Annotated in this window: 25 protein-coding genes; 5 read left to right on the top strand and 20 right to left on the bottom strand. The window is 56.9% G+C overall.

Features of this window, described 5'->3' with window-relative positions:
* The 4 genes from CKK19_RS08950 to cmoB all read left to right on the top strand — a co-directional run.
* On the top strand, nt 1-743 hold a 743-nt coding region (locus CKK19_RS08950), incomplete at its 5' end, for a DUF72 domain-containing protein (protein ID WP_225455101.1).
* A gap of 51 nt (nt 744-794) precedes the next feature.
* Nucleotides 795-1,190: an MAPEG family protein gene (locus CKK19_RS08945; RefSeq protein WP_003859737.1), complete on the top strand. Its 396-nt coding sequence runs from the start codon at nt 795-797 to the stop codon at nt 1,188-1,190.
* A 40-nt stretch (nt 1,191-1,230) separates the two neighbouring features.
* Nucleotides 1,231-1,974, top strand: coding sequence for a carboxy-S-adenosyl-L-methionine synthase CmoA (gene cmoA, locus CKK19_RS08940; RefSeq protein WP_038416270.1), 744 nt, complete (start codon nt 1,231-1,233; stop codon nt 1,972-1,974).
* On the top strand, nt 1,971-2,942 hold the full coding sequence (cmoB, locus tag CKK19_RS08935) for a tRNA 5-methoxyuridine(34)/uridine 5-oxyacetic acid(34) synthase CmoB (RefSeq protein WP_015570275.1): 972 nt from the start codon (nt 1,971-1,973) through the stop codon (nt 2,940-2,942). The genes cmoA and cmoB overlap by 4 nt, the downstream gene beginning before the upstream one ends.
* A 198-nt stretch (nt 2,943-3,140) precedes the next feature.
* On the opposite strand, the gene cutC is transcribed toward cmoB, so the two are convergent.
* Together cutC and CKK19_RS08925 are read right to left on the bottom strand one after the other, a co-directional pair.
* On the bottom strand, nt 3,141-3,884 hold the full coding sequence (gene cutC / locus CKK19_RS08930; protein ID WP_063853238.1) for a copper homeostasis protein CutC: 744 nt from the start codon (nt 3,882-3,884) through the stop codon (nt 3,141-3,143).
* A gap of 78 nt (nt 3,885-3,962) precedes the next feature.
* Nucleotides 3,963-4,523, bottom strand: coding sequence for a VOC family protein (locus tag CKK19_RS08925; protein WP_015570274.1), 561 nt, complete (start codon nt 4,521-4,523; stop codon nt 3,963-3,965).
* Between the two features lie 238 nt (nt 4,524-4,761).
* Between CKK19_RS08925 and argS the strand changes: the two genes are divergently transcribed.
* The gene (gene argS, locus CKK19_RS08920) at nt 4,762-6,495 is read left to right on the top strand and encodes an arginine--tRNA ligase (protein ID WP_063853239.1); all 1,734 of its coding nucleotides are present in this window, start codon (nt 4,762-4,764) and stop codon (nt 6,493-6,495) included.
* 45 nt (nt 6,496-6,540) lie between these two features.
* Here argS and CKK19_RS08915 read toward each other — a convergent pair whose 3' ends face one another.
* From CKK19_RS08915 to CKK19_RS08830, 18 genes are all read right to left on the bottom strand, one after another.
* Entirely contained in the window at nt 6,541-6,981 is a 441-nt protein-coding gene (locus CKK19_RS08915) for a DUF3421 domain-containing protein (protein WP_022648495.1), read from the bottom strand.
* A gap of 45 nt (nt 6,982-7,026) precedes the next feature.
* Complete coding sequence (locus CKK19_RS08910) at nt 7,027-7,317, bottom strand: hypothetical protein (protein WP_022648496.1); 291 nt, start codon at nt 7,315-7,317, stop codon at nt 7,027-7,029.
* A gap of 245 nt (nt 7,318-7,562) precedes the next feature.
* Nucleotides 7,563-8,702: a glycoside hydrolase family 105 protein gene (locus CKK19_RS08905; protein ID WP_045308666.1), complete on the bottom strand. Its 1,140-nt coding sequence runs from the start codon at nt 8,700-8,702 to the stop codon at nt 7,563-7,565.
* Between the two features lie 4 nt (nt 8,703-8,706).
* Nucleotides 8,707-10,290, bottom strand: coding sequence for an MFS transporter (locus CKK19_RS08900; RefSeq protein WP_063853240.1), 1,584 nt, complete (start codon nt 10,288-10,290; stop codon nt 8,707-8,709).
* Nucleotides 10,291-10,551: 261 nt separating this feature from the next.
* Nucleotides 10,552-10,944 (bottom strand): flagellar protein FlhE, encoded by a 393-nt coding sequence (flhE, locus tag CKK19_RS08895; RefSeq protein ID WP_063853241.1) that lies wholly within the window; start codon nt 10,942-10,944, stop codon nt 10,552-10,554.
* Complete coding sequence (gene flhA, locus CKK19_RS08890) at nt 10,944-13,022, bottom strand: flagellar biosynthesis protein FlhA (RefSeq protein ID WP_003859723.1); 2,079 nt, start codon at nt 13,020-13,022, stop codon at nt 10,944-10,946. The genes flhE and flhA overlap by 1 nt, the downstream gene beginning before the upstream one ends.
* Complete coding sequence (gene flhB / locus CKK19_RS08885) at nt 13,015-14,163, bottom strand: flagellar biosynthesis protein FlhB (RefSeq protein ID WP_022648500.1); 1,149 nt, start codon at nt 14,161-14,163, stop codon at nt 13,015-13,017. Before flhB ends, flhA begins: the two co-directional genes overlap by 8 nt.
* 149 nt (nt 14,164-14,312) lie before the next feature.
* Entirely contained in the window at nt 14,313-14,957 is a 645-nt protein-coding gene (gene cheZ / locus CKK19_RS08880; RefSeq protein WP_022648501.1) for a protein phosphatase CheZ, read from the bottom strand.
* A 10-nt stretch (nt 14,958-14,967) separates the two neighbouring features.
* Nucleotides 14,968-15,357: a chemotaxis response regulator CheY gene (gene cheY / locus CKK19_RS08875; RefSeq protein ID WP_000763862.1), complete on the bottom strand. Its 390-nt coding sequence runs from the start codon at nt 15,355-15,357 to the stop codon at nt 14,968-14,970.
* Between the two features lie 17 nt (nt 15,358-15,374).
* The gene (locus CKK19_RS08870; RefSeq protein WP_014884341.1) at nt 15,375-16,424 is read right to left on the bottom strand and encodes a protein-glutamate methylesterase/protein-glutamine glutaminase; all 1,050 of its coding nucleotides are present in this window, start codon (nt 16,422-16,424) and stop codon (nt 15,375-15,377) included.
* Entirely contained in the window at nt 16,421-17,287 is an 867-nt protein-coding gene (gene cheR / locus CKK19_RS08865) for a protein-glutamate O-methyltransferase CheR (protein ID WP_017384409.1), read from the bottom strand. The genes CKK19_RS08870 and cheR overlap by 4 nt, the downstream gene beginning before the upstream one ends.
* Before the next feature lie 19 nt (nt 17,288-17,306).
* Nucleotides 17,307-18,908 carry a methyl-accepting chemotaxis protein IV gene (tap, locus tag CKK19_RS08860; RefSeq protein WP_225455100.1) on the bottom strand — a complete coding sequence of 534 codons (1,602 nt, stop codon included), beginning with the start codon at nt 18,906-18,908 and terminating at the stop codon, nt 17,307-17,309.
* A gap of 44 nt (nt 18,909-18,952) precedes the next feature.
* Nucleotides 18,953-20,620, bottom strand: a complete 1,668-nt coding sequence (gene tar, locus CKK19_RS08855; RefSeq protein WP_022648503.1) for a methyl-accepting chemotaxis protein II — start codon at nt 20,618-20,620, stop codon at nt 18,953-18,955.
* Between the two features lie 86 nt (nt 20,621-20,706).
* Nucleotides 20,707-21,669 carry a spore coat protein U domain-containing protein gene (locus CKK19_RS08850; RefSeq protein WP_225455099.1) on the bottom strand — a complete coding sequence of 321 codons (963 nt, stop codon included), beginning with the start codon at nt 21,667-21,669 and terminating at the stop codon, nt 20,707-20,709.
* Nucleotides 21,666-24,050, bottom strand: coding sequence for a fimbria/pilus outer membrane usher protein (locus CKK19_RS08845; protein WP_063853243.1), 2,385 nt, complete (start codon nt 24,048-24,050; stop codon nt 21,666-21,668). Before CKK19_RS08845 ends, CKK19_RS08850 begins: the two co-directional genes overlap by 4 nt.
* On the bottom strand, nt 24,026-24,787 hold the full coding sequence (locus CKK19_RS08840; RefSeq protein ID WP_225455098.1) for a molecular chaperone: 762 nt from the start codon (nt 24,785-24,787) through the stop codon (nt 24,026-24,028). The genes CKK19_RS08845 and CKK19_RS08840 overlap by 25 nt, the downstream gene beginning before the upstream one ends.
* A gap of 16 nt (nt 24,788-24,803) precedes the next feature.
* Entirely contained in the window at nt 24,804-25,349 is a 546-nt protein-coding gene (locus CKK19_RS08835; RefSeq protein ID WP_063849179.1) for a spore coat U domain-containing protein, read from the bottom strand.
* A 7-nt stretch (nt 25,350-25,356) separates the two neighbouring features.
* Entirely contained in the window at nt 25,357-25,929 is a 573-nt protein-coding gene (locus tag CKK19_RS08830; RefSeq protein WP_022648508.1) for a spore coat protein U domain-containing protein, read from the bottom strand.
* Nucleotides 25,930-26,080: the final 151 nt, after the last annotated feature.

Here is a 26,080-nt window from a genome sequence, read left to right as displayed (position 1 = left end):
CCCGACATGTTAACTGCGTGGAGGGCAATACCACGCTGTACGCTCTGCCACGCACGGAGATCGTCGAGCGCTGGCGCGAGCAAACCACCGACGATTTCCGCTTTTGCTTCAAATTTCCGGCAACCATCTCCCACAACGCCGCACTGCGAAACTGCGATGATTTAACCCACGAGTTTTTCACCCGGATGTCGCCCCTGGCAAACCGTGTTGGCCAGTACTGGCTCCAGCTTCCCGCCACGTTCGGCCCGCGCGATCTACAAGCCCTCTGGCAGTTTCTCGACGCCCTGCCCCACGATTTCACGTACGGTGTGGAGGTGAGGCATCCAGATTTCTTTGCCAAAGGCGACGCGGAGAAAGCGCTGAATCGCGGCCTGTATGAACGATCGGTCAACCGCGTGATCCTCGACAGCCGCCCCGTGCACAGCGCAATCCCGCACAGCGAAGCCGTTGTTGATGCCCAGCGCAAAAAACCGAAAGTACCGGTTCACGCCATTGTTACCGCGCAGAACCCGATGGTCCGGTTTATCGGCAGCGATAACATGCAACAGAATGAGGAGATGTTCGCCGTCTGGCTGCAAACGCTCGCGAAATGGGAGCAAACCACCACTCCGTACCTGTTTTTACATACGCCGGATATTGCCCAGGCACCTGAGCTGGTCGATGCTCTCTGGCAGGCCTTGCAGCAGGCGGTTCCGTCGGTTGGCCCCGCGCCGTCCATCCCACAACAATCTTCTCTTTTCTGAAATCACCCCCTATCATAGAGACGTGCCATCTGCCAAAAACAGGGAGTTAGTATGGTCAGCGCGCTGTATGCGGTGTTAGGTGCATTACTGCTGATTAAATTTTCATTTGATGTTGTGCGCCTGAGAATGCAGTACCGCGTCTCCTACGGTGACGGGGGCTTTTCTGAGCTGCAAAGCGCAATCCGGATCCACGGCAACGCGGTCGAGTACATTCCCGTCGCGTTAATTTTACTGCTGTTAATGGAGATGGATGGCGCAGAAACCTGGATGGTGCACGTCTGTGGGCTGCTGCTGATTGCAGGGCGTTTGATGCATTATTATGGTTTTCACCACCGCCTGATCCGCTGGCGTCGTTCCGGCATGAGCGCGACCTGGTGCTCGCTTTTGCTGATGGTGCTGGCTAACCTTTGGTATATGCCTTGGGAGTTGGTTTTCTCCTTCCATTAGCGCACAATATGCCCCTTTATTTTTCCCGGATTTTTACGTTATGTCAGATCGCGACACGCTTTTTTCCGCGCCTATCGCCAGCCTGGGCGACTGGACCTTTGATGAACGGGTAGCCGAAGTCTTCCCGGATATGATCCAGCGCTCTGTTCCCGGTTATTCCAATATCATCTCCATGATCGGCATGCTGGCGGAGCGTTTCGTTCAACCCGGCACGCAGGTCTATGACCTGGGCTGTTCGCTGGGAGCGGCAACGCTGTCCATTCGTCGTAACGTTCATCACGAAGGCTGCAAGATTGTGGCTGTCGATAACTCACCGGCCATGGTTGAACGCTGCCGTCGCCACATTGACGCGTATAAAGCCCCTACGCCTGTGGAGGTGGTGGAAGGCGATATCCGCGATATCGACATCCAGAACGCCTCGATGGTGGTCCTGAACTTTACCCTTCAGTTCCTGGTGCCGGACGATCGTCAGCGGTTGCTGGATAAAATTTATCAGGGCCTCAACCCGGGCGGCGCGCTGGTGTTGTCTGAGAAATTCAGCTTTGAAGACGCCAGCGTGGGCGAATTGCTGTTCAATATGCACCATGATTTCAAGCGTGCAAACGGCTACAGCGAGCTGGAGATCAGCCAGAAGCGCAGCATGCTTGAAAACGTCATGCTGACGGATTCCGTTGAAACACACAAAGCGCGCCTGCGCAAAGCTGGATTTGAACACAGCGAACTGTGGTTCCAGTGCTTTAATTTTGGTTCTCTGGTGGCGCTGAAAGCCGGAGACACAGCATGATCGAGTTCGGTAATTTCTATCAACTGATTGCCAAAAACCACCTTTCCCACTGGCTGGAAACCCTGCCTGCGCAAATTGCCACCTGGCAGCGCGATCAGCAGCATGGTCTGTTGAAGCAGTGGTCCAACGCCGTGGAGTTTCTGCCTGAACTGACGCCTCATCGTCTGGATTTACTGCACAGCGTGACGGCGGAGAGCGAAGAGCCGCTCCCGGCCGGGCAGATCAACCGCATCGAAACGCTGATGCGTAACCTGATGCCGTGGCGCAAAGGGCCGTTCTCGCTGTACGGCGTGAACATCAATACCGAATGGCGCTCAGACTGGAAGTGGGATCGCGTTCTGCCGCATTTATCCGACCTGACCGGGCGCACCATTCTGGACGTGGGCTGCGGTAGCGGCTATCACATGTGGCGCATGATCGGCGCAGGCGCGCATCTGGCCGTCGGTATCGATCCGATGCAGCTGTTCCTGTGCCAGTTTGAAGCGGTGCGAAAGCTGCTGGGTAACGACCAGCGCGCGCACCTGCTGCCGCTGGGTATCGAGCAACTCCCTGCCCTGAAAGCGTTTGATACCGTGTTCTCGATGGGCGTGCTGTACCACCGTCGTTCCCCGCTGGAGCATCTCTGGCAACTGAAAGATCAGCTGGTCAGCGGCGGTGAGCTGGTGCTGGAAACGCTGGTCATCGAAGGGGATGAACATGCCGTTCTGGTGCCAGGCGATCGCTATGCGCAGATGCGCAACGTTTACTTCATCCCTTCCGCGCTGGCGCTGAAGAACTGGCTGGAGAAATGTGGGTTTGTCGATGTACGCATCGCCGATGTGTGCGTGACGTCGGTTGAGGAACAGCGTCGCACCGACTGGATGATCACCGAATCGCTGGAGCAGTTCCTCGATCCGGACGACCACAGTAAAACCATCGAAGGCTATCCGGCCCCGATGCGTGCGGTGCTGATTGCAACGAAGCCGTAGTATTTATCCCCTCACCCCGGCCCTCTCCCCAAAGGGGCGAGGGTGAAAAGACCGCACCGTGCAGTCCCCTCTCCCCTGTGGGGAGAGGGTTAGGGTGAGGGGCAAGAATAAAAAAAGGCCCCTGTTGAAATTGCAGGGGCCTGGTACAAGCAAGCATCATATTGGGCGACATGATGCGCGGTAAAAATCGGTACGTTGCTACACGTGATGACGTTCAATCAGCGATTTCATTTCCGCAACCGACTCTCCATCCACACCGTAGCGCGAGTACTCATCCGCTTCAGCATCCGTCGACATTGACAACCCTGTATTGCGATAACGCATGGGTGAAGGTATCCATTTACCCGCCGAGCTGTGTAGCTCTTCCACCCCTGCGTTTAAAAACAGTTCCAGATTGCTGGCGCGTACTCCTGCGCCCGCCATGATTATTGGAACACCGGAATGTACTTTTAGTTCCGTAATTAATTTCAGTCCTTTTTCAGCCGAGGGCTGCTGGCCCGACGTCAGAACGCGCGCCACGCCCAGTTCTGCCAGCGTATCAAAGGCTTGTATCGGATCCTGACACATATCGAACGCACGATGAAAAGTGACCGCCATTCCCTGGGCTGCGCGCATGACCTGGCGCATACGCGAAAGATCGATGTTTCCGTCTTCGTCCAGCACACCGATCACCAGCCCCGGAAAACCGGAATCACGGACGAGGGCGATATCCTCAAGCATGGCACTGAACTCACCCGTCGTATAACAAAAATCACCGCCGCGCGGGCGAATAATCGGGTGCACCGGAATGGTGATGGCCTGACGAGCTGATTTCAACACGCCAAAGGACGGGGTTAATCCTCCTTCTTTCGGTGCCGCGCAAAGCTCGATGCGATCGGCCCCCTGCCGTTGCGCAGTGACGGCACACTCCACGCTGTAACAACAAATTTCCAGCAGCGCCATGTCATCCTCCTTAAATTTCACTCAACGTACCATCGTGGCACGTTGCCCGATTCGTGTCTGGATCGACGCTCACAGTGCTTACGCTTCGCTGGCGACGATCTGCTCAATAGTCCAGGGATGGAATTTCACCGTCACGTTGCCGTCCGTTACGGCAAGCGTAGGGTTCGGTAAGCGTTCGCGCTCACCTTTTGGCGAGCTGGTTTTGACGAAAATACCCGGCTGGCTTAACCCCTCGTCGGAAAGCAGCGCCAGCGCACGGGCGTTCAGCGTCTCGGGCTCCCCAGGCAGAACAATTTCGATATGCTCCCAGCCTTCGTGCGGATAACGCTTCTCTCCTGGCCAGGGCAGTTCCACAACGGTGAATTGCCAGTGCGCCACCGTAACCGGCGCGTGAAGTTTGAACAGGCAAATCGGGCGACCGTTAATGATATTCTCTGACAGCAGTTCACCGCACTGTTCAAAGCCACGCCGCCAGCGTTCTGCGGTGGCATTCTGGTGGCAGCGCAAAGAGATGTGATCGGCCTCAAGCGGCGCGATATCCAGCCCGAGACGGGTGGCAAGTTCTGTGAACGCCTGGGTGAAGCGCGGTAAATCTGCGGAAATATCATGCAGTTCGTCAATGGTGTGCCAGTTCGCCATAGGTCAGTCTCGTTTCGTGTCGCAAAGCCGCTAATTTACTCTGTTGCCCTCTGTCGACCAACCGCAGAATCACGGTTTTTTCGACTGCATGATTATGCATACCGTCTTCGCCTGGATTCTGAGCGATCTTCGCCCCCCGCAGGGCTGACGCCCGAGGGCATTTGCAGTATACTCCCGCCCTAAATTCTTAAACTGGCGTGGGTGTTTTTTACCCGCATCAAAAACGTAAGGTATCCAGGTGAATATTCAGGCTCTTCTCTCAGAAAAAGTCAGTCAGGCACTGATTGCCGCAGGTGCGCCTGCGGATTGCGAACCACAGGTTCGTCAGTCAGCGAAAGTACAGTTTGGCGACTATCAGGCTAATGGCGTGATGGCAGTGGCTAAAAAACTGGGCATGCCGCCGCGACAGCTCGCTGAGCAGGTACTGACGCATCTGGATCTCAACGGCATCGCCAGCAAAACCGAAATCGCCGGTCCGGGCTTTATCAACATTTTCCTTGAGCCTGCGTTCCTGGCAAGCCACGTTGACGCGGCGCTGAAATCTGACCGTCTGGGCGTGGCTCAGCCAGAAGCGCAGACCGTGGTGGTTGACTACTCCGCGCCAAACGTGGCGAAGGAGATGCACGTCGGTCACCTGCGCTCCACCATTATCGGTGATGCGGCCGTGCGTACCCTGGAGTTCCTCGGTCACAAGGTGATCCGCGCTAACCACGTAGGCGACTGGGGCACGCAGTTCGGTATGCTGATCGCATATCTGGAAAAACAGCAGCAGGAAAACGCAGGCGAAATGGCGCTGGCAGACCTGGAAGGTTTCTACCGTGAAGCCAAAAAACACTACGACGAAGACGAAGCCTTTGCCGAGCGCGCGCGCAGCTACGTGGTGAAACTTCAAGGCGGCGATCCGTACTTCCTCGAGATGTGGCGCAAGCTGGTGGACATCACCATGTCCCAGAACCAGCTTACCTATAACCGTCTGAACGTGACCCTGACCCGCGACGACGTAATGGGTGAAAGCCTGTATAACCCGATGCTGCCGGGCATTGTGGCGGACCTGAAAGCCAAAAACCTGGCGGTGGAAAGCGAAGGCGCAACGGTAGTATTCCTTGATGAGTATAAAAACAAGGAAGGCGAACCGATGGGCGTGATCGTCCAGAAAAAGGATGGCGGCTATCTCTACACCACCACCGATATCGCCTGTGCGAAATACCGTTACGAAACCCTGCATGCGGACCGCGTGCTGTATTACATCGACTCCCGTCAGCACCAGCACCTGATGCAGGCGTGGACTATCGTGCGTAAAGCGGGTTATGTGCCGGATTCCGTGCCGCTGGAACACCACATGTTCGGCATGATGCTGGGTAAAGACGGTAAGCCGTTCAAAACCCGTGCAGGCGGCACCGTGAAGCTCTCCGATCTGCTGGATGAAGCGCTGGAGCGCGCCCGTCGCCTGGTGGCCGAGAAGAACCCGGATATGCCTGCTGACGAGCTGGAGAAACTGGCTAACGCGGTTGGGATCGGTGCGGTAAAATACGCGGATCTCTCCAAGAACCGTACCACCGACTATATCTTCGACTGGGACAACATGCTGGCGTTTGAAGGCAACACGGCGCCATACATGCAGTACGCTTACACCCGCGTACTCTCCGTCTTCCGTAAAGCCAGTATTGACGAAAGCGTGCTGGCGAACGCCACGGTGACCCTTACCGAAGACCGTGAAGCACAGCTGGCTGCCCGCCTGCTTCAGTTCGAAGAGACGCTCTCTGTGGTCGCGCGCGACGGTACGCCGCACGTTATGTGTGCATACCTTTACGATCTGGCCGGTCTGTTCTCTGGCTTCTACGAACACTGCCCTATCCTGACCGCCGAGAACGAAGCGGTGCGTAACAGCCGCCTGAAGCTGGCGCAGCTGACGGCGAAGACCCTGAAACTGGGTCTGGATACCCTGGGTATCGAAACCATAGAACGTATGTAAAAAAGAAACCCGGCGGTTGCCGGGTTTTTTTATAAATGAACGCCATCAGTCGTGAACGAGTACCTGGAAGGTATCTAATTCATACTCTCTGCCGTTATAGCCGATGCAGCAACCTCTGCTGAGGTGACTTCCAGCTTTACCCACAAAGAGACCGTTATCGAATTTTGCACGGGCAACGTAGAGCTTAGTGCCATTGGCTTCATGTCCCGCCTCAACCATATTCGGTGGGAAATGTTTATCCTTAACGTCTACCCATTTTAAAGCGCCCACGTAAACTTCAAATTCATTACAAAAGTGCTCTCTTCCTCCCCATGGGACCCATGCCGTATTGCCGAACACCCATTTCCCCGGATGAATCCCACCATTCACTTTTGCGCGAATAATAAACAATGGAGATGGTCCTTTGATACCAGGAACACCTATTTCATAACCTGCTACAGGCGCGTCCAATGGGATAAACTCATCCCTTTTCGCTGATTTCCACATAATGATGTCCTTTTCAGTCTAAATAATCATCCGTAGTTAAAATCATTAAAACTCAGAAATTGAATGAATGGCAAAGTCATTATTCAGGCTTTGAAAAATAATCACCTTAACCAGTGATTTTTCCGGGCCTTCCGCATGGATAAAACGGCGAAGCGCAATAAAGGTATGGAACTGGCCAGCCACAAGCTGGCTTCCGACATACAGTAGTGGGAAATAACCCGCACCATCAATATCCTTGAAAACCGTGTCGAACATATTGATATGTTCATCAGACATTTTATCGGCATGCATATTTACAGCAGGGTTAACGATAATACCGCCCATTGTATTTTCCATTGCATCACTCCTTGCATGAATATTAGAAGAATCTTAACGCAGATAAAAAATAGGATAAATACGGATTGTGTTTTGTGAAGAAAATCACGATTTAATACTAAGTATAATGTATTTCCAGCATAGTATTCACTCCATCAATATATAACACGCCTGATATTGATGGCGTAAGGTATTTTCCCGGTACCATTATAAAAAAAAGCCTCTTTTAAAAGAGGCTTTGCAGTAATGAGATTATTATTCAGGTATTAAAAATATTTCCGTAAATATTCCGTCAGACACAGAATCGCCATTGCCTGGCCATACGGCATCGAGGTCAGCGGTATCTGGCGGTAAAACGCCAGATCGCTGCCCATCCCCGTCCCGAAGGACGTTTGCAGCAGTTCCCCTTCCGGCGAGATGTTTTGCACGATACCGCGGATCGCTTTCTCCGCCACCTCTGCATACTCTGCACCGACATACCGCTTGCGCACGGCTTTCAGAATGCCGTAGGCAAACCCTGCCGTGGCCGACGCCTCCAGATAAGAATCAGGATCGTCCAGCAGCGTATGCCACAATCCACTCTCATCCTGACATTTTGCCAGTGCGGCGATCTGCGCATTTAGCACCTGCACCAGATAGCGACGAACGGCGTTGTTTTCTGGCAGATCCACCAGTTCGAGGAAATCCGGGATCACGATGGTCAGCCAGCTGTTGCCGCGCGCCCAGCGGGCCCGGGCAAAGTTGTGATTGCCGTCGTAATTCCAGCCGTGGAACCACAGCCCCGTCTCACGATCCATCAGGTTCTGTACGTGGAGCAGGAACTGATAGATCGCCTCCTCGACGTACTCCGGCTTATTAAGCAGCTTGCCGATTTTCGCCAGCGGCAGCACCGTCATCATCAGCGTGTCATCCCACATCTGCTGATGGTTCTCTTCCGCCAGTGTGATGTGCTGCATGCCGCCATGTTCGGTGCGCGGCATCTCATTCATCGCCCATTCCGCCCAGCTTTCCAGCCACGGCAACCAGGCCGGGTTTTTGGTCTCTTCGTAGCGATACGCCAGTGTCAGGAACGGCGACATGGTATTCACGTTTTTGGTGGTTGCGCCTTCTGCGAAACGGTCAGTAAACCAGCTGTCGATAATCTCGCGCATGCCTGCGTCACCGGTCTGGCAGTAATACTGCCAGATACCGTACAAACCAACGCCGTGCGTCCATTCCCATCCGGCCCAGCCTTTGGTGTCGATCACGCGCCCGTCGTCCAGCCGCAGCAAAAACTCGCCCGTTTTGTCGTGGATATTGACCAGATTATGCGTCACCTTTTGAATCAGCGATTTCAGTTCATCCCTGGCGATAAAGCGCTCAGGCTGACGCAGTAACGGGCTATGTTTGACAGGCCAAACTTTCATCATCTTAACCTCTGTTGTATGTCGAATTCAGTACCGCACGATCCTTCAGTGAAGGGGCCGCCGGCTTGTTGCGATTCAGGTAACCGATATTGTTGTTGCCCCACAGGGATTCATACGGCATACCGGCCAGCATCTCCACGGTGGCGCGGGCCTGCGGGGTCGCCGCCTCCGGCATCGCATGGCCGGACTCGCGCATTTTCGCGGTCTCTTCACGCAGGGTGCTGTGGGTCTGCAAATTGAGTTTGAAGCGCAGGGAGACCAGGAAGCCGCAGAACAGTACCAGAATGGTGCCGACGCTCAGGATCATCAGGATAGTGTGGCTCACTTCCGCAGGCTGCACTTTTTGTCCGCTGACAAAGCCAGACATCTGCATCACGATCCCCACCAGCATTACCGCACCGGCCTGGGACGCTTTACGGGTCAGCGTCATGATGCCCGCGAAGATCCCTTCGCGACGCTGACCGGTGATCACTTCGTCCACGTCAGCAATGTAGGTGTAGGTATTCCACGGTACGTAGTTAATACCCCCGCGGCCAAGACCGGCAACCGCAGAGATCAGCAGCAGCAGAGCGTAAACGTCGCTCAGGCCCGCGTAATAAAGCACCGCGTAAGAGAGCGAGGCCAGGCCAAACAGCACGACCACCATGCGGTAAGACGGCGCAGGTCCGAAGCGAATGCACAGCGGGATCATGCCAATCACGGCGAGGAACTGGAAGATGGCCATCGTGCCCAGCAGGTTGGACGCCATGGATGCTTCCTGCATCAGCACAAACACCACGTAATAGGTGAATACGGCGTTGAACACATCCTGGGCAATATAGCCGCCGAGATACATGCCCAGATGCTGGCGGAAAATCTTGATACGCAGCGTCGAACTTAATTCGACAAAAAGACGGTTCAGGCTCTGTCCCAGGGTCAGCTTTTTCTTCTCTTCTTCAGCACGCAGGGCTGCTTCAGACCACTCTTCCCGCGGACGCTCCCAGGTGAAGAACCAGACGAAAGTAAGCATCAGCGCGCAAAGTATGGAGAAGACCAGGCTTGCATAGAAGAAGGAGATCGCGTTGTCTTTGCCGAAATGCGTGAGCAGGATCCCCGGCAGAAAGGAGGCCAGAATGGCGGACATCTGGGCCATGGAGATACGCGCCCCGGAGAATTTGGTTTTTTGTTTGAAATCGTCAGTCATTTCCGGCACCAGCGTTTCATACGGCACCAGAATCATGGTGTAAACAATATCAAAGATCAGATACGTCAGCAGGTAATACCAGAAACTCATGTCCCCTACCCACATCAGCGAGTAGCTGAAAACGCAGGGAATACCGAGCAGGATGAAGAACTTACGCCGGCCAAAACGCTTACCCAGCCAGGTGGTACCAAAATTATCGGTTAAGAAGCCCATTAACGGACTGACAACCGCATCCAGCACCCTTGCGGCGGCGAAGATAAAGGTTGCTTCAATCGGTGTGAGTCCACAGAAGGTCGTATAAAAATACAAAAGCCAGGCGGCCGTCAGGGCGGTAGTCCCCGCTCCGAGGAAGTCCCCTGAACCGTAAGCAAGATAATTTGCGAGTCCAATTTTACGTGTTTTCATTGCCGTCAACCCTAATCAGTTTTGGGAGACTCCCTGTAAGCAAACCTCGTCCGGGAGTTTTTACACGGCTACAGTAAAAGTATCGACCTGGTGAAACCTTTCTGTTTCTGCCATCACAGGGTGGTGAATGGCAAAAATGCAAAGAGTGTCAATACGCGTGTCACTGATTTATAAAACAGCGTTTCTTTTGTATCAAAAGGGAAGGTCAATTTTGCGAGCCAGCCTTCAGAAATGCCTGAAGACTGGCGAAAAGGCGGGCAGTTAGCGGTAGTTGACGAGCACCTCGTTGCGCTGAACCTTCAGCGCCGGGATCAGGCGTCCGCCGCCTGGCACTTCCCAGATAAAGCGTAAAGGTTCCTGAGCAGACACCCCGTTGAAGGCCTGGGTGATGCCACTTTGGCCCTCGATTTCCGCGCAGCGGGTCAGCGAGCACAGCCGCACCCGCAACCCGGCCGGTGTGGATCCCGTCAGGGTGTAATTCCAGGCCACCAGCGTCATCTGCCCGGAGACGGGCTCAGAGGCTGACAGCGGACGGGAGGAGATCGACTCCCCCCGATGGTTGAGCGTTAAGCCGATACTGCTGGCCTGCCATGCCCCCTCGCCTGCGGCCTGCACCGCCAGCGGGAAAAATAAGATCCACAGCCACTTACGCATTATTTCCCTCCTATGGTCGCCGTCATGCGAATATTGCGGTTATCGGACAGCTCCATATTCGACAGCACCACCAGCTGGTTCAGGCTCCGGCGCAGGAAGCGCGACAGCAGCGGACGCAGCGCATGATTCACCAGCAGCACCGGCGGCGCGCCCAGCATCTCCTGACGCGCCAGCGCCTCCTGGGTTTGCGCCAGCAATCTGTCCGCCAGACCCGGCTCCAGCCCGCCACCGCCCTGTAGGGCCTGAAGCAGCAGACGTTCCAGCGGCGTGTCCAGGCCAATCACCTGCACTTCGCCGGTTCCCGGGAACCATTGCTGGGTTATGGCGCGCCCGAGCGCCACGCGCACCACCGCCGTCAGCTCATGTGGATCGCTCTGGAGCGGCGCATGCTCGGCCAGTGTTTCCAGAATGGTGCGCATATCGCGGATCGGCACCTTCTCATCGAGCAGATTTTGCAGCACTTTGTGCAGGGTGGTTAAGGTCAGCACGCCCGGCACCAAATCTTCGGTCAGCTTCGGCATCTCCTGCGTTACGCGGTCAAGCAGCTGCTGCGCCTCCTGACGTCCAAACAGTTCCGCGGAGAACTGGCCAATCAAATGGTTGAGGTGCGTCGCGACCACGGTACTGGCCTCAACAACCGTGTAACCCTGGATCTGCGCCTGCTCTTTCAGGGCGCTCTCAATCCAGATGGCCGCCAGACCAAAGGCCGGGTCGGTCGTCTGCTCACCCGGCAACGTGCCTGCGGCCGTGCCCGGGTTAATCGCCAGCCAGCGGCCAGGGTATGCATCACCGCTGCCGATTTCCACCCCTTTCATCAGGATGCGGTAGCGTGCGGGCGGGAGATCCATATTGTCCCGGATATGCACCACCGGCGGCAGGAAGCCCATGTCCTGGGCGAATTTTTTACGAATGCTGCGGATACGGCCAAGCAGTTCGCCATCCTGCTGGAAATCCACCATCGGGATCAGGCGGTACCCCACTTCCATCCCCAGCGAATCTTCGAGCTGAACGTCGTTCCAGGTGGCTTCCACCGCCTGGGTGTTCTCAGGCATTTTGACCGGCGCTGGCTCTGCTTTAGGCTGAGTTTCGCGGCCACGCATCCACCAGGCAAGGCCCAGCAGCGCGGCAGTGAACAGCAGGAATACCAGGTTTGGCATGCCCGGCACCATGCCGAGCAGGCCCAGTACCGCCGCGGAGAGCAGCATAACGCGCGGGTTGCTGAACAACTGCCCCACCATCTGCTCGCCTACATCCTGATCGGTGCTGACGCGGGTCACAATCACCCCCGCCGCGGTGGAGATCACCAGTGCCGGGATCTGCGCCACCAGACCATCACCAATGGTCAGCAGCGTATAGCTTTCCGCTGCGTGGCCCATGTCCATGCCGTGTTGCAGCACGCCGACCAGCAGGCCGCCGACGACGTTAATCACCATGATCAGAATGCCCGCGATGGCGTCACCGCGCACAAACTTACTCGCACCGTCCATGGAGCCGTAGAAATCTGCCTCCTGGGTCACTTCGGCACGGCGTTTTTTTGCTTCATCTTCCGCAATCAGCCCGGCATTCAGGTCGGCGTCGATTGCCATCTGCTTGCCCGGCATCCCGTCGAGCACGAAGCGCGCGCCCACTTCTGCGATACGCCCCGCCCCTTTAGTGATAACCATGAAGTTGATAATCACCAGAATGACGAACACCACGATACCGATGGCGAAGTTGCCGCCCACCAGGAAGTGACCGAAGGCTTCGACCACCTTGCCCGCCGCCGCCGCGCCGGTGTGCCCTTCCATCAGGATGATACGCGTGGAGGCAACGTTCAGCGCGAGGCGCAGCAGCGTGGTGAACAGCAGGATCGTTGGAAACGCGGCGAACTCCAGCGTGCGCTGGGTGAACATCGCCACCAGCAGCACCATGATGGACAACGCAATGTTGAAGGTGAAAAGTAGGTCGAGGATAAATGCCGGTAACGGCAGCACCATCATCGACAGAATTAGCAGGATCAGAATCGGTCCGGCAAGGATCTGCCATTGCGTCGATTTCAGGTTGCCGGGCAGGCGCAACATTGCCACCAGATTAGCCATCAGTGTCCTTCTCGTTCAAAAAATCCAGTGCTTCAGGCACCGGAAGGTTCTCAGGTTTTACAGGTCGTTGACCGCCCGCTAAACGCCAGCGTTTCAGTTGCCACACCCAGGCCAGCACCTCTGCGACAGCGGCGTAGAGCTGGCCCGGGATCTGTTGTCCAATTTCCGCGTGGCGATACAGCGCACGGGCTAATGGCGGTGCTTCAAGGATCGGTACGCGGTTTTCCGTCGCGATCTCACGAATGCGCAGCGCAATCAGCCCGGCCCCTTTCGCCACCACTTTCGGTGCGCTCATTTTGTTTTCGTCGTACTGAAGCGCCACGGAGTAGTGGGTCGGGTTAGTGACAATCACATCGGCTTTCGGCACATCTTCCATCATGCGACGACGCGCGGCAGCACGTTGCATCTGGCGGATACGGCCCTTGACGTGCGGGTCGCCTTCCATCTGTTTATATTCATCGCGAATATCCTGACGCGACATTCGCAGCTTCTTGATATGGGAAAAGATCTGGAAGATAACGTCGAACGCCACCATCGGAATAATGCTGAGAACCACCAGCAGCGAGCCTAATCCGACCAGGTTCAGGGCATTCTTCATCGCCGTCATGGGGGATTCACTGATCAGACGCATCATCTCCGGCCAGTGGTGCCACAGAAAAAACCCGGCAGCACTGCCCATAAGAAGCGATTTCAGGATCGCTTTAAGAAGCTCAGCCCCGGTTTGAGCTGAAAACATTTTCGCAATACCGGGTAGCGGGTTGAGCTTGGAGAATTTCGGTTGCAGCGATTTACCGCTGAACACCAGGCCACCGAGCATGACCGGCGAAACAAGAGCCACGATGACCACCCCGGCAATCAACGGCAGCAGAGCGATCATGGCGCTTTTTACCAGGTTGATGATCTGAATGAGGATCAGATTGGGGTCATTGACCATGCTGTGATCAAAACGTAAGCCAGCAGAGAGCATTCCCGCCAGTCTGCGGGCAAGCATCTCCCCGCCCCACCAGATTATGCAGACGCCCACCACCAGGATCAGCAGGGAGGTCAGCTCTCGGGATCGGGGGATCTGCCCATCCTCACGGGCTTTTTCAAGTCGGTGGGGTGTGGGGGCTTCTGTTTTGTCGTCGTTCTCTTCTGCCACTGTGCCTGCTCGCAGCCCATTAATTCACGGGTATCATGCCAGCGCAGAGAAAATCCAATGGCGGGAAAAGCCCGTTTATTCGGGCTCTTTTCGCTGTTTTTGTTCTGAACAACCTCAGGCCGCGTTCACAGCCTGAGGCAGAAGGGCAATCAGAAACCAAGACTGTCCAGCAGATCGTCCACCTGATCCTGGCTTGCCACCACGCCCGCTTTGCTGGTGTCAAGCTGTGGACCATTGAGCAGGCTTTCGTTCTCGCGTTTTGGTCGGGCAGCCGGTTCCGGAATATTTTCCAGCAGCACCATCAACAGCTGACGTTCAATCTCCTGAATCACATCCATCATGCGCTTGATCACCTGGCCGGTGAGGTCCTGGAAATCCTGCGCCATCATGATGTCCAGCAGTTGCGCATTGGTGAAGCTGGTGTGTCCTGGCACATCGCCCAGGAACTGACGGGTGTCCGTTACCAGTTCGCGGGCATCCGCCAGCTCAATGGGGTTCTCAAACCACTCATCCCAGCGTTGGGTCAGCGCTTTCGCCCCCTTCTCCATCGCATCCTGGTGCGGCTGTGACGCCTCAACGCTGTTCAGCGCTCGCTCGGCCGCCTGCGCGGTCATCTGCACCACGTAGTCCAGACGGTCGCGCGCGTCGGGGATGGCTTCCGCCGCTTCGGCGATAGCCTGGTCCAGCCCCAGCTCACGGAGGCTGTCGCGCAGCATGCGGGTCAGGCTACCAATACGGGCAATAATGTCGCTCGGCGAATGTTCTTCAACGGGTTTCATAGCAGGTTGCAACATTTCCATCACCTCACATGCCGAGTTTCTCGAAGATCTTCCCGAGCTTCTCTTCCAGAGTCGCCGCGGTGAATGGCTTCACCACGTAGCCGCTTGCGCCCGCCTGTGCAGCGGCAATAATGTTCTCTTTCTTCGCTTCTGCTGTCACCATCAGCACCGGCAGAGAGGCCATGCCTGCATCCGCGCGGATGGTTTTCAGCAGTTCGAGACCGTCCATGTTCGGCATGTTCCAGTCGGAAATCACAAAACCAAACCCGCCAGCCTGGAGTTTGTTCAGCGCATCCACCCCGTCTTCTGCTTCTTCAACGTTGTTGAAGCCTAGCTCTTTTAGCAGGTTGCGCACAATGCGACGCATGGTGGAAAAGTCATCCACAACCAAAAACTTAAGCTCTTTATCCGCCATAAAATAATACTCCTGAGTCAAATACGTATTGCCTGTCCGGCACTGATTTTCGCCAGCATCTGCTGGCTTACCTGGCTAAGATCGACCACTTCGCTTACGCCACCCATATTGATGGCCTCGCGCGGCATGCCGAACACCACACAACTTGCTTCATTCTGCGCAATCGTCCAGGCGCCAGCCTGGTGCATCGCGAGCATTCCGGCGGCGCCGTCGTTGCCCATCCCCGTCAGGATCACCCCCACGGCGTTGCGCCCCGCATGTTTCGCCACCGAATGAAACAGCACATCCACCGACGGACGGTGCCGGTTAACCGGCGGCCCGTCATGAATTTTGATTTGATAGTTCGCCCCGCTGCGCGCCAGCTCCATATGTTTGTCACCCGGGGCGATATACGCGTGACCTGGCAGCACGCGCTCGCCGTCTTCCGCCTCTTTCACGCTGATCTGGCACAGCTTATTCAGGCGCTCCGCGAATGAGCGGGTAAAGCCCGGCGGCATATGTTGCGTAATCAGGATACCCGGGCTTGAGAGCGGCAATGGCTGGAGTACATGGCGAATTGCCTCTGTTCCTCCGGTTGAGGCCCCAATGACCAGCAGTTTTTCCGAGCTGAGTAATGGTCCGGCCTTCAGGGTTGCCGGCGCGGCCATCGGCTTGTGGGCCGCCAGTTTTGCGCGCGACGCGGTACGGATTTTCTCGGCGATCATCTCGCTGTACGCCAGCATCCCCTCGCGAATGCCGAGCTGCGGCTTGGTGACAAAATCCACCGCCCCCAGCTCCAGCGCGCGCAGGGTGATTTCTGAACCTTTACCGGTCAGAGATGACACCATCACCACCGGCATCGGGCGCAGGCGCATTAATTTTTCCAGGAAATCGATGCCATCCATGCGTGGCATTTCGACATCCAGCGTCAGCACGTCGGGGTTATATTTTTTGATTAAATCCCGCGCGACCAGCGGATCGGGCGCTGTTGCCACCATCTCCATATCGCTGTGGCTATTGATGATTTCGGTCATGATCTGACGCATCAACGCCGAATCATCGACAGACAATACCCTGATTTTACTCATGCTTTTTCCTTACTCAGCGCATAAACCGTTTGCCCACGCAGGCTAAACTCACGCACGAGGTTGCTGAAGTTTTCCGAGTGCCCGGCAAACAGTAAACCGTCAGGCTTGAGCAACGGAACAAAGCGACGCAGGATGTCCTGTTGCGTCGTTTTATCAAAATAGATCATCACGTTACGGCAAAAAATGGCGTCGAATGGCCCCGGCACGTTGTACTGCTTATCCAGTAAATTAACGGGGGCGAATTCCACGCAGTTCGCCAGCTCCTGGCGTACGCGCACCAGTCCTTCATGCGGGCCGGTACCGCGCATGAAGTAACGCTGTAGCTGCTGAGGAGACAGCGTTTTTAGTTCATCCTGGCGATAAACGCCGTTACGGGCTTTTTCCAGCACTTCGGTGTCGATGTCGCTGGCGTACACTTTCCAGCGGCCCGGCGCCATTCCCAGGGTGTCTGCAAGGGTGATGGCCAGCGAGTACGGCTCTTCCCCGGTAGAGGCTGCCGCGCTCCAGACGCGATACTCTCCGCTACGGCGACGGGCGTGTTCCGCCAGCACCGGGAAGTGATGCGCCTCGCGGAAAAACGCGGTCAGGTTGGTGGTTAATGAGTTGATAAATGCCTGCCATTCGGCGCTGTTCTGGTTCGCTTCGAGCATGCTCAGATAGCGGCCAAAATCATCCAGCCCCAGCGTGCGCAAGCGCCGCACCAGCCGGTTGTAGACCATGTCTCGCTTATGGTCCGCAAGCACGATCCCCGCACGCTGGTAGATTAACTGACATATCCGACGAAAATGCGCGTCGGACAGCGCGAGGCGCTGTGTCATCTGCAACAATAATGACGTTTGCCCTGAGGGCATGGGTGATGTCATAGCGCCTTCTCAATCACATTCAGGATACAACGGGTACGGCCTGTGACCGTCCGACTTCTGTTACTGCTTCAACGTGCTCTTTCACATTAAATACGGCGACCAACCCGGTAAGGTGATCCGCCTGGTTTGCCAGCTGATCGGTAGCCGCCGCCGCCTCTTCCACCAGTGAGGCGTTCTGCTGCGTAACCTGATCCATCTGTGTAACGGCCTGCGCCACCTGCTCAATACCACGGCGTTGTTCATCAGACGCCGAGGCAATCTCGCCCATAATGTCGTTAACCCGCGTCACGGAGGTGACAATCTCGTGCATGGTCTGCGCGGCGGTATCCACCAGCGCGGAGCCCTGCTGAACGCGGGAGACCGACTCTTCTATCAGCCCTTTGATCTCTTTCGCCGCGTTGGCGCTGCGACTGGCGAGGTTTCGGACTTCACCGGCAACCACCGCGAACCCGCGCCCCTGCTCTCCGGCACGCGCCGCTTCAACGGCCGCGTTCAGCGCCAGAATATTGGTCTGGAACGCGATACCGTCGATGACGCTGATAATGTCGCCAATTTTCTGCGAGCTGGCGGCAATCTGCTGCATCGTGCTGGCGACGTGAGAAGCCTGGTCGCCCCCACGTTTCGCCGTCATCGCCGCCTGTTTTGACAAGTCGGACGCCTGACGCGCGTTATCGGCGTTCTGGCTTACCGTCGCGGTCAGTTGCTCCATGCTGGCCGCAGTCTGCGCCAGCGATGCCGCCTGCTGTTCGGTGCGGGATGAGAGATCGTTATTGCCTGCCGCAATCTCTGAGATCCCGGTATGCATGGCGTAACTGCCCTGACGAACGTTGCTTACCGTTTCCCGCAGCGAACTCTGCATCGCCTTCAGGCTGGCGAAAATCGCTGATATTTCATTCCTGCCATACACGGCCACCGGACGCGCCAGGTCGCCCTTCGCCATACTGTCGAAGTGGCTGCTGACGATCGCCAGCGGCTGGACGATCATTTTGCGCGACCACCACAGCGAGCCGCAGGTCAGCAGGGCGGCCAGGATCACCATGGTCAGGAAAATCACCCCTGACATGCGGTAGCTGGTACGGCTGTCCGCACCGGCACGCGCCACAAACTGGTTAATATCCTGCTGCCATGCGTTAAAGCTGTCGTCAAATGCCGCCTGAGACGCCTGCACCGGCGCGGTCAGGAAGTCAGAAAGCTGGTTGTTCTCCAGCCACGTCGCCTGATGGTCGAGATCGCCGTACCACACATCAAAGTTCTTTTTCATGGCGACTTTCAGCGTTTTCTCTTTCTCACTCACCGCCTCCTGTGCCGTAAACGTCTTAAACTGCGCGTCGGCCTGCTTCAGGCTGCTGCGGGCCACGACCATCAGCGCCTTAATATCATCCGGCGGATAGCTCAGCGCGGTTAACGTCCCTGCTTTGTTCAGCGCAGTGCTTGCCTGTAACAGCACGGCACGCGTTTGTGCCAGTGCGGAGCGCTGCTGATTACTCGTCTCAACTTCCTGCAAATTCTGATAGCCATCGCGAAACGCCCAGAAAGACAACCCGTTACTGCCAACCTGCAAAACCCCACACAGGATCAGAATCAAAAACAGTGTGGTCGAGATACGAATACGATTTAACATCCACGCTCCCATCAAGCGGCAAGCAGCCGCGGTTTAATTGTCAGTCAAAATGTTTCCCAGTTTTCATCTTGTCCGGTCACCGCTGCGCGCGTAGGTGTTGTCACGGGCGCCGGGGTTGCTTCGCTGTACGCCGACCGCGAGCTGACCGTATTTGTTGTTTTTGAAGTAAGACGGAACGCCGAGACGGCCATTTTCAGGCGGCTCGCCTGATCCTCAAGCGCAGCGGCCGCGGCAGCGGACTCCTGCACCAGGGCGGCGTTTTGCTGCGTCACACGATCCATTTCCGATACCGCCAGAGCGACCTGGTCAATACCACGACTCTGCTCATCCGATGCAGAGGCGATTTCACCCATGATGTCCGTCACGCGCGTCACGGCATTCACGATGTCATTCATGGTTTCACCCGCACTTTCCACCAGCACCGAGCCGGTATCCACGCGTGAAACAGAGTCTTCAATCAGGGCTTTGATCTCTTTCGCCGCATTGGCGCTGCGGCTGGCGAGGTTACGTACTTCGCCAGCGACCACGGCAAACCCACGTCCCTGCTCGCCCGCACGCGCCGCTTCAACGGCCGCGTTCAGGGCGAGAATGTTGGTCTGGAAGGCAATGCCGTCGATAACGCTGATGATATCGGCGATTTTCTTCGAGCTGTCGGCAATGTCATGCATGGTTTTCACCACGCCGTCGACCACCCGACCGCCGCGCTGGGCGGTGTCGGACGCGCTTTCTGCAAGCTGCGACGCCTGACGGGCGTTGTCGGCATTCTGCTTCACGGTCGCGGTGAGCTGCTCCATGCTGGCCGCCGTCTCTTCCAGAGCGGACGCCTGCTGTTCGGTACGGGACGAGAGATCGTTGTTGCCCATCGCGATTTCACTCGTGCCGGTATAGATGGCATCCGCCCCCTCGCGCACGTTGGCGACGGTATCAATCAGCGAACGCTGCATATGGTCGACGCTGGTCGCCAGCTCGGTGATCTCGTTGCGACCAGAAACGGTCAGCGTTTTCGTGAGATCGCCCCGGCCAATATCGCGGATATGGGCAATGACGCGGCCAAGCGGATTAAGAAGGATATGACGAATGCCGTACCACACGGCCACCAGCACGATGACCAGCGCGAGGGCGAGCACCGCCATCTGCCATTTCGCGAAACGGTAGTCGTTCTGGCTTTGCGTAAATGCGGAGTGATAAAGCTCGCCGCTGGCTTTGGCGTACTCGCCGAGCGCCGCGCCGAGGGCGTTCTGCATGCCCTGGGTCGGCTGCGCGAAATAGGCATCCATATTGCCCTTCTCCAGGAACTGCACCAGCTCCGTGAGGCCGGCGAAGTAGGCCTGATATTTTTCATCTATGTTCGCGCTCGCCTGCGCCATTGCGGGCTGAGGGGCGATTTTTTTGAAGGCCTCGTAATGTTTCGCCGCGTCTGCCAGCGTGGCGCGCGCATTCTTCAGCAGTTCCGTTTTTGCGCTGCTCTGCTGGTTGTTCGGATCCATCATCATGCGGGCAGACGAGCGGCTCAGATTGATACGCGTCTGCAACATCAGATCCCAGGTTGTGGTCAGTTCGCTTTGCTGCATCCGCAAATCGTTCGAGGCCGCGAAGCTGTCCTGGTTCTGTTTTAACGAGGAGAAAAAGAGGCCGCCAGAAATAAGCTGAAGAAGTGCGAAAATGACCAGCACCATCATAAGCATTGTGACAACGCGGATACGGTTCAACATACAACACCTTCTCATCGATTGATTAACGGTGTTATCGGCAGGGGCCACGGGAACTTTACATTTGCGAAAGGGAAAAGCGCGGGGTGTCAGAACGCGACGTCAACGATCAGCGTGTCGGTGTAGGTTCCGGCAGGCGGCGTGGCCTGGCTGGTCAGGACCTTAGCGCTGTAGTTATAGGTGCGTAAAAGCCCGTCGGTACTGACCTGGGATGAGCTGGCGCTGGCCCAGCGCTCGCTGCCACTGCCGCCCCAGCGGTTGCTGGTCGCCTCTTTATAGATGTCGTAACTCATAAAATTGCTGCCGCTAACCATACGACGAACGTTGTTCAGGGCGTTTGCTCCATTATTAATGCCTATGGTGTAGGTGCTGCCCTTGGTGCAGGTGACGGCGATCGACTGCGAAACGGTGGGAAAATTTTGCACCAGCGGCGCGCTGTTAAAATTCACGTCCGGCGTGGTCATCGTGCTGCAATCGTTGGTGACGGTAATGTTGAGGAGAATGGAGGTAGTTGCCGTGCCGGTTTGCGGGGTCAGGCATAGCCCGCCCGCGCCAACGGCGCACACGTTGTAGTTGATGCTGAACGTTAACAACACCTGGTACGGCCCGGCCGTGACGTTCTGCCCCGGCACAGTACGGAAATAAAGCGGAATGTTGTAGCGCCTTGACCCCAGCAGCCCGAGCAGGGTGTTGCCATTCCAGGTATAGGTTTTGCTGATTTGTACTTCACTGTTTCCGCCGCAGCCAGTGGCACCGCACAGGCGCGTGGGGATAACGTCCGCGATGGCCGCATTATCGGTACGTTTCATGGTGGCGCGGCTGTTGGCGGCTATCGACGCCGAGGTGTAGGTCAGCGTCACCGAGTCGTTGGTTAGCAGGTTGAGGACCGTATCGCAGGACACCACCAGCGTGCCGGTGGTTTGCACCTCCCCCGTACTGCTCAGGGCGAATGAGGTGACGCTGCCAAACGAGGCGTTCACCGTACTGACGGTGCAGGCCGCCCAGCCGCTGCCCGAGAACAGCAGCAGTATGGCTATCAACAGGCGTTTCACGGTGCCTCCCGGCAGGTCAGCGGACCGTAGGTTTGCAGCTTATGCTCGGGATTTTCGCCCACGTTCAACGTTGCGATACAGCGTTTACCGTCCGGGGTGATGACCTCCAGAGGATTCACATCGTTGAGGTTTTCCAGCCAGGCGAGGCCGTCGTAGCCAACAACCGCGCTACTGCGGGACGCGCGTTTGACCTGGCTTCCCACCGGGATCGCATTGCCCTGCGCGTCATGCAGGATCACGCTGGCAACCCGCTCCTGCTCCATCGGGAAATCCACCAGATAACCGTTATGCCGACGAATCGCCACCCGACGCTCGGTCTCTTTCAGCCGGGTATCCGCAGGTAAGTTCAGGGTATCAATGCGGTAGCTCGCCGGGTAATAGGCGGAAACGCCGCTGACCAGCAGATAACCTTTGTTATTGGTTTTACCAACCGGCTGGTTCTCGTAGCTGACGGGTACGTCCGGATGTCCGTCGGTGCTGATCACCACAAACGCATCGTTGATTTTATTCGCCGCAAACAGCTCACCGTCCATCAGGACGACAGAGCCCATCGCCTCGCCCCACCAGGTCATCATCCCCTTCTCACCGTAGCCGCCGCCCTGAAGCTCAACATTATTATTCCGCCAGCCGAGCGTGGCCTGTTGATAGTTACTCGACCGCGACTGGTTGGCCCAGGCCATGTTCCAGCTAAAGCCGCCGTCAGACGGCATCGAGTGGTTGTAGTTAATGCGTTGAGTGCTGCCTGCGTCAGGCGTGTTTTCAAAGGTAACGGCGGCGCTGTCACGTTCGCCCAGAGGGACCTGCAACGACAGCGCAACCGTCCAGTCGTCCCGCTGCTGGTCACGGCTGGCCGCCAGGTAAATACTGCTTGAGCGCCACAGATTTCGGCTCCAGGAGAGGTTGAGCAGCTCGGTTTTCCGGCTGTCAAAACTCTCCACGCCGATCCACGCCGCACCGATATTGCCGTAATCACCGAGGTTAAAGGTTAAGGAGTACTGGTCGGTATTGCGGCTCAGGCTGGCAACGGGGTTATCATATTCATCATAAACGGTGGGCTGATCGTACAGGGCGAGGTTGCCGAAGCCGCGGTCGCGTCGGGTATGCTGGGTCGCTACGCTAAACTCGCTGGTGCTGTACTGATAGCCCCAGTTCATCTGGCCCCCTTCGTCGCCGCGCATCCGGCTTTGGGTATAAGACGTGTTCACCACGCCAAAACGCCCGAGCTTCAGCACCGTGCCCGCGCCGCCGAGCGCCAGCGACTCCGCCCCTTCCGCATGCCCCTCCAGCGTCAGCCAGTCGGTCACCCCGTAGCGATACGATCCGCTGCCCGCCGCCGGGCCATAGTCAAAATTCTCTATACCGTAGTTGCGCCGCAGGCTGCCCAGCGTCACGGCGCCGTCGCTTAACCCCTGCTTCAGCAGATCGCTGCTGACATAAAACGGCAGTGTGGTGCTCACCTGACGTCCCAGCGCGTCGGTGGTGACCAGTACCGCATCCCCTGCGCCGTTGATGTACGGCAGGTTAGTGAGGGTAAACGGCCCCGGCTGAAGGCGGGTGGAGCCGGAACGGTAGCCATTAATAAAGAGATCGACCGAGGTCGGGACGGCCGCCTCACCGGAAAACGCCGGCAGCGGCCAGGTCACCAGATCCGGACGCAGGGAGAAGTCGCGCCCGTAGCTGATCCCGCCCATCCGCACGCTGGTGCTCCAGCTCAGCGCATCGCTGATGACGTCCCCGACGGTCCAGGTGGTGGCATCCTCCTCGTTGGTGATCAGCAGGGTTGAGTCATAGCGCACGTATCCTTCCTGCTGCCCGCTGCTTCCGGCGAAATTCTGTCGGGCGTACCCTGTCGAAGAAAACGAATAGTCTTCGTTGAAATAGCGGAACTCATGCCACACCGACGCCTGGCCGCCCGTGTGCTCGCTATGGTTGGTATAAACGTCGTAGTTGAGCAGCGCGCCCCGGCCATAATGCGGCTTGCTTTGCGCGCTCTGACCGCTAAACGACGTGATCCGTGCCGCAACCCAGTCCCGGGGGACCGTCAGCATGAGCCGCTGGGCGCTGCTGTCATACTCTACGCGTACCGATGAGAGCGTTGAAAGGTTCACCTCTCCGGCAGGCACATGCTCCTGCGGCAGTCCGGCGCGAAGCAAATCCGCTCCTGAAATAAACCAGGCGCCCTCGCGCTGCGTCACCGGCACCACCAGACCCGTGTCATAGTGGTTCAGCACCAGGGCGAGCTGGAATACAGCTTCGCCGTTCATCGTCCGCGCGTCCGGCGGCGGCGGTAAACTGTCGTCGCCGGTTTCGGCAAATGCGCTGGTACTGACGCAAAGCAGGATCATCATCGCCGGTTTCAGTTGACGGGCGTCGATTGCCATTGCGTATCCCTGGCATTAATTTGCGCGCTCATCCGATTCGGCTGATAAATCCCTGCCGGAAGCGGCCAGCTTCGGGTGCTGCCTGGCAGCACATAACCCAGCAGCCCCTCGGCAACCGTGCGTTTTTGCCCGCCCTGCTCAACCGCACCCTGGCTGAGCCTGACGTGAACGTTCCCCTGATTGCGGACCTCAAGCGCGGGTTTCCCCTCCTCCTGAATGACCCGCCAGTTGAGCTGCTGAGTGTTCGCCAGCGCGTGATGCTCTCCTTCGTTGAGGGTGGGGATCCCCTGTCCATAAACAAATAAGGGAATGGAATAGCGCATTTGCAGTTTGAGGCCCATAGACGGTTCCGCTTTGGCATCCGGCTGGGGAATCTCATCCACAATGATGCGGTAGGCTTGCTCGACGCCGGACGGGATCGTCCCCTGCTTAATCAGGCGAATAAGCTGTTTACTGCCTTTAGCGATAGTCACGATCGGCGGGCTGGCGACCACATCCTGCTGGGCGGTGTAACGCTCATATCCGCCCTCCTGTTTCCAGCGCACAATGCGTATCTGCATTGTCGTGGCGCTGTTGCCCTGATTCTGGATCCACAATTCAGTTGCTCTGGCGTCTGCCGAAAGCCACGGATCGATAGGCCAAAGAAGAATGGTTGCGGCTGCTTGCGCCTTAACCGCTGTAAGGGCCGTTATGCCCAACAGACTCAACAGGCCTGACCGCCTGAAAAATGGCTTCATCAATGCTCTCCCTTTCCTACCATGACAAGGTCACGGTGAGTTGATCTGAATACGTTCCTGACGGGCTAAACCCGGTCAAAAGCGCGACGCCAAAAAGAGGCAGCGCGATGTTATTGCTGTTGGTATAGGTAATCGGTATTGCCTGGTTAACCCCAATTTCACTGTTTGCGGCCAAAGAGCTGCTGCTGTAGAGCCGGTAACCGACCACTTCAGTCCCGCCTGAACGCGTCATCCGCCGCACAGAGCTGTAATTCTGACCGCCGTTAATGCTCATACTTAGCGCCACTCCCGGTGTGCAGGCGATGGACAACGCGCCGTCGGCAACAAAGCTGGTGCTGACCGGTGCGCTCTCCACGCCGCTGCGGGTCCCGAAATTCAGCGTACCGAAACGCCCGCCGGTGCCGGTGCTCACCGAGCATCCAGGCACAACCGTCGCGCTCACCCTGAATGACTGAGACGTCACCGCCCCGGCGTCTGGGATCAACATCAGCCCGACGAACAGGGTCAAAAAAGGGTGCACGACGCCCTCTGCGCTGTCGCGCAGACATAACAATGCCTTCATGGCTGAATCAGTAGGTGACGCTGACGTTAATCGTGTCGGTATAGGTTCCCGGTACGACCGTCACGCTATTGCCGCCGCCCGTAATGCGTGCGTAGAGGGTGTAGCTATCCACCCCACCCGCAGTAGAGGCGACCGGCAACGCGGCATTGTTCGCAACCACGTTGTTGTAACCGCTATCGCTGAACAGGCTGTAGGCAACGCCCTGCGCCGCATTGGCGGTGTTGACCAGATAGCGGCCCGGCGTACCTGGGGTGCCGACAACGGTTCCGGGTGCGGTAGCGTTGGTGTTGCCGGTGATCGCCACCGTGTAACTGGCAGTGGTACATTGAATGGTAAAGGTGTTTCCTCCGCTGGCACCGGTTAACTGGGTTGTCAGGGTGGAGAATGTTGCAGGATGAGTGCCGAAATCGAGCGTCCCGAAGTTAATGCCGTTTTGCGTTGGCGAGCCGTTGATCAAGCAGCCGTTGGTCAGCGTCAACGTCGCGCCGATAGTGCCGCTACTGGTGACCGCGAGAGCCTGACCGACCGTTGCCGCCGTCAGCAGCGTGCCCGCGCAGATAAAAAGAAGTTTTCTTTTCATTTACCAACCTCCAGAAGAAATATAGGTTCGCTTGCCATATTTTATTCATACTGTTCAGTATGTTAGCCCCGCTTAAACATTCCCCGGCGCGGTTACTGAGAATTTAGTTTATGGTTAGCACTTCAACCACTTTCATCAAAAAGAGGGCAAC

Source organism: Enterobacter sp. CCUG 70166, from assembly GCF_020224095.1.
In the GTDB taxonomy this organism is placed as follows: Bacteria; Pseudomonadota; Gammaproteobacteria; order Enterobacterales; family Enterobacteriaceae; genus Enterobacter; species Enterobacter intestinihominis.
The sequence above is the reverse complement of the archived record's forward strand: the minus strand, read 5'-3'. Positions and strand labels throughout refer to the sequence as shown.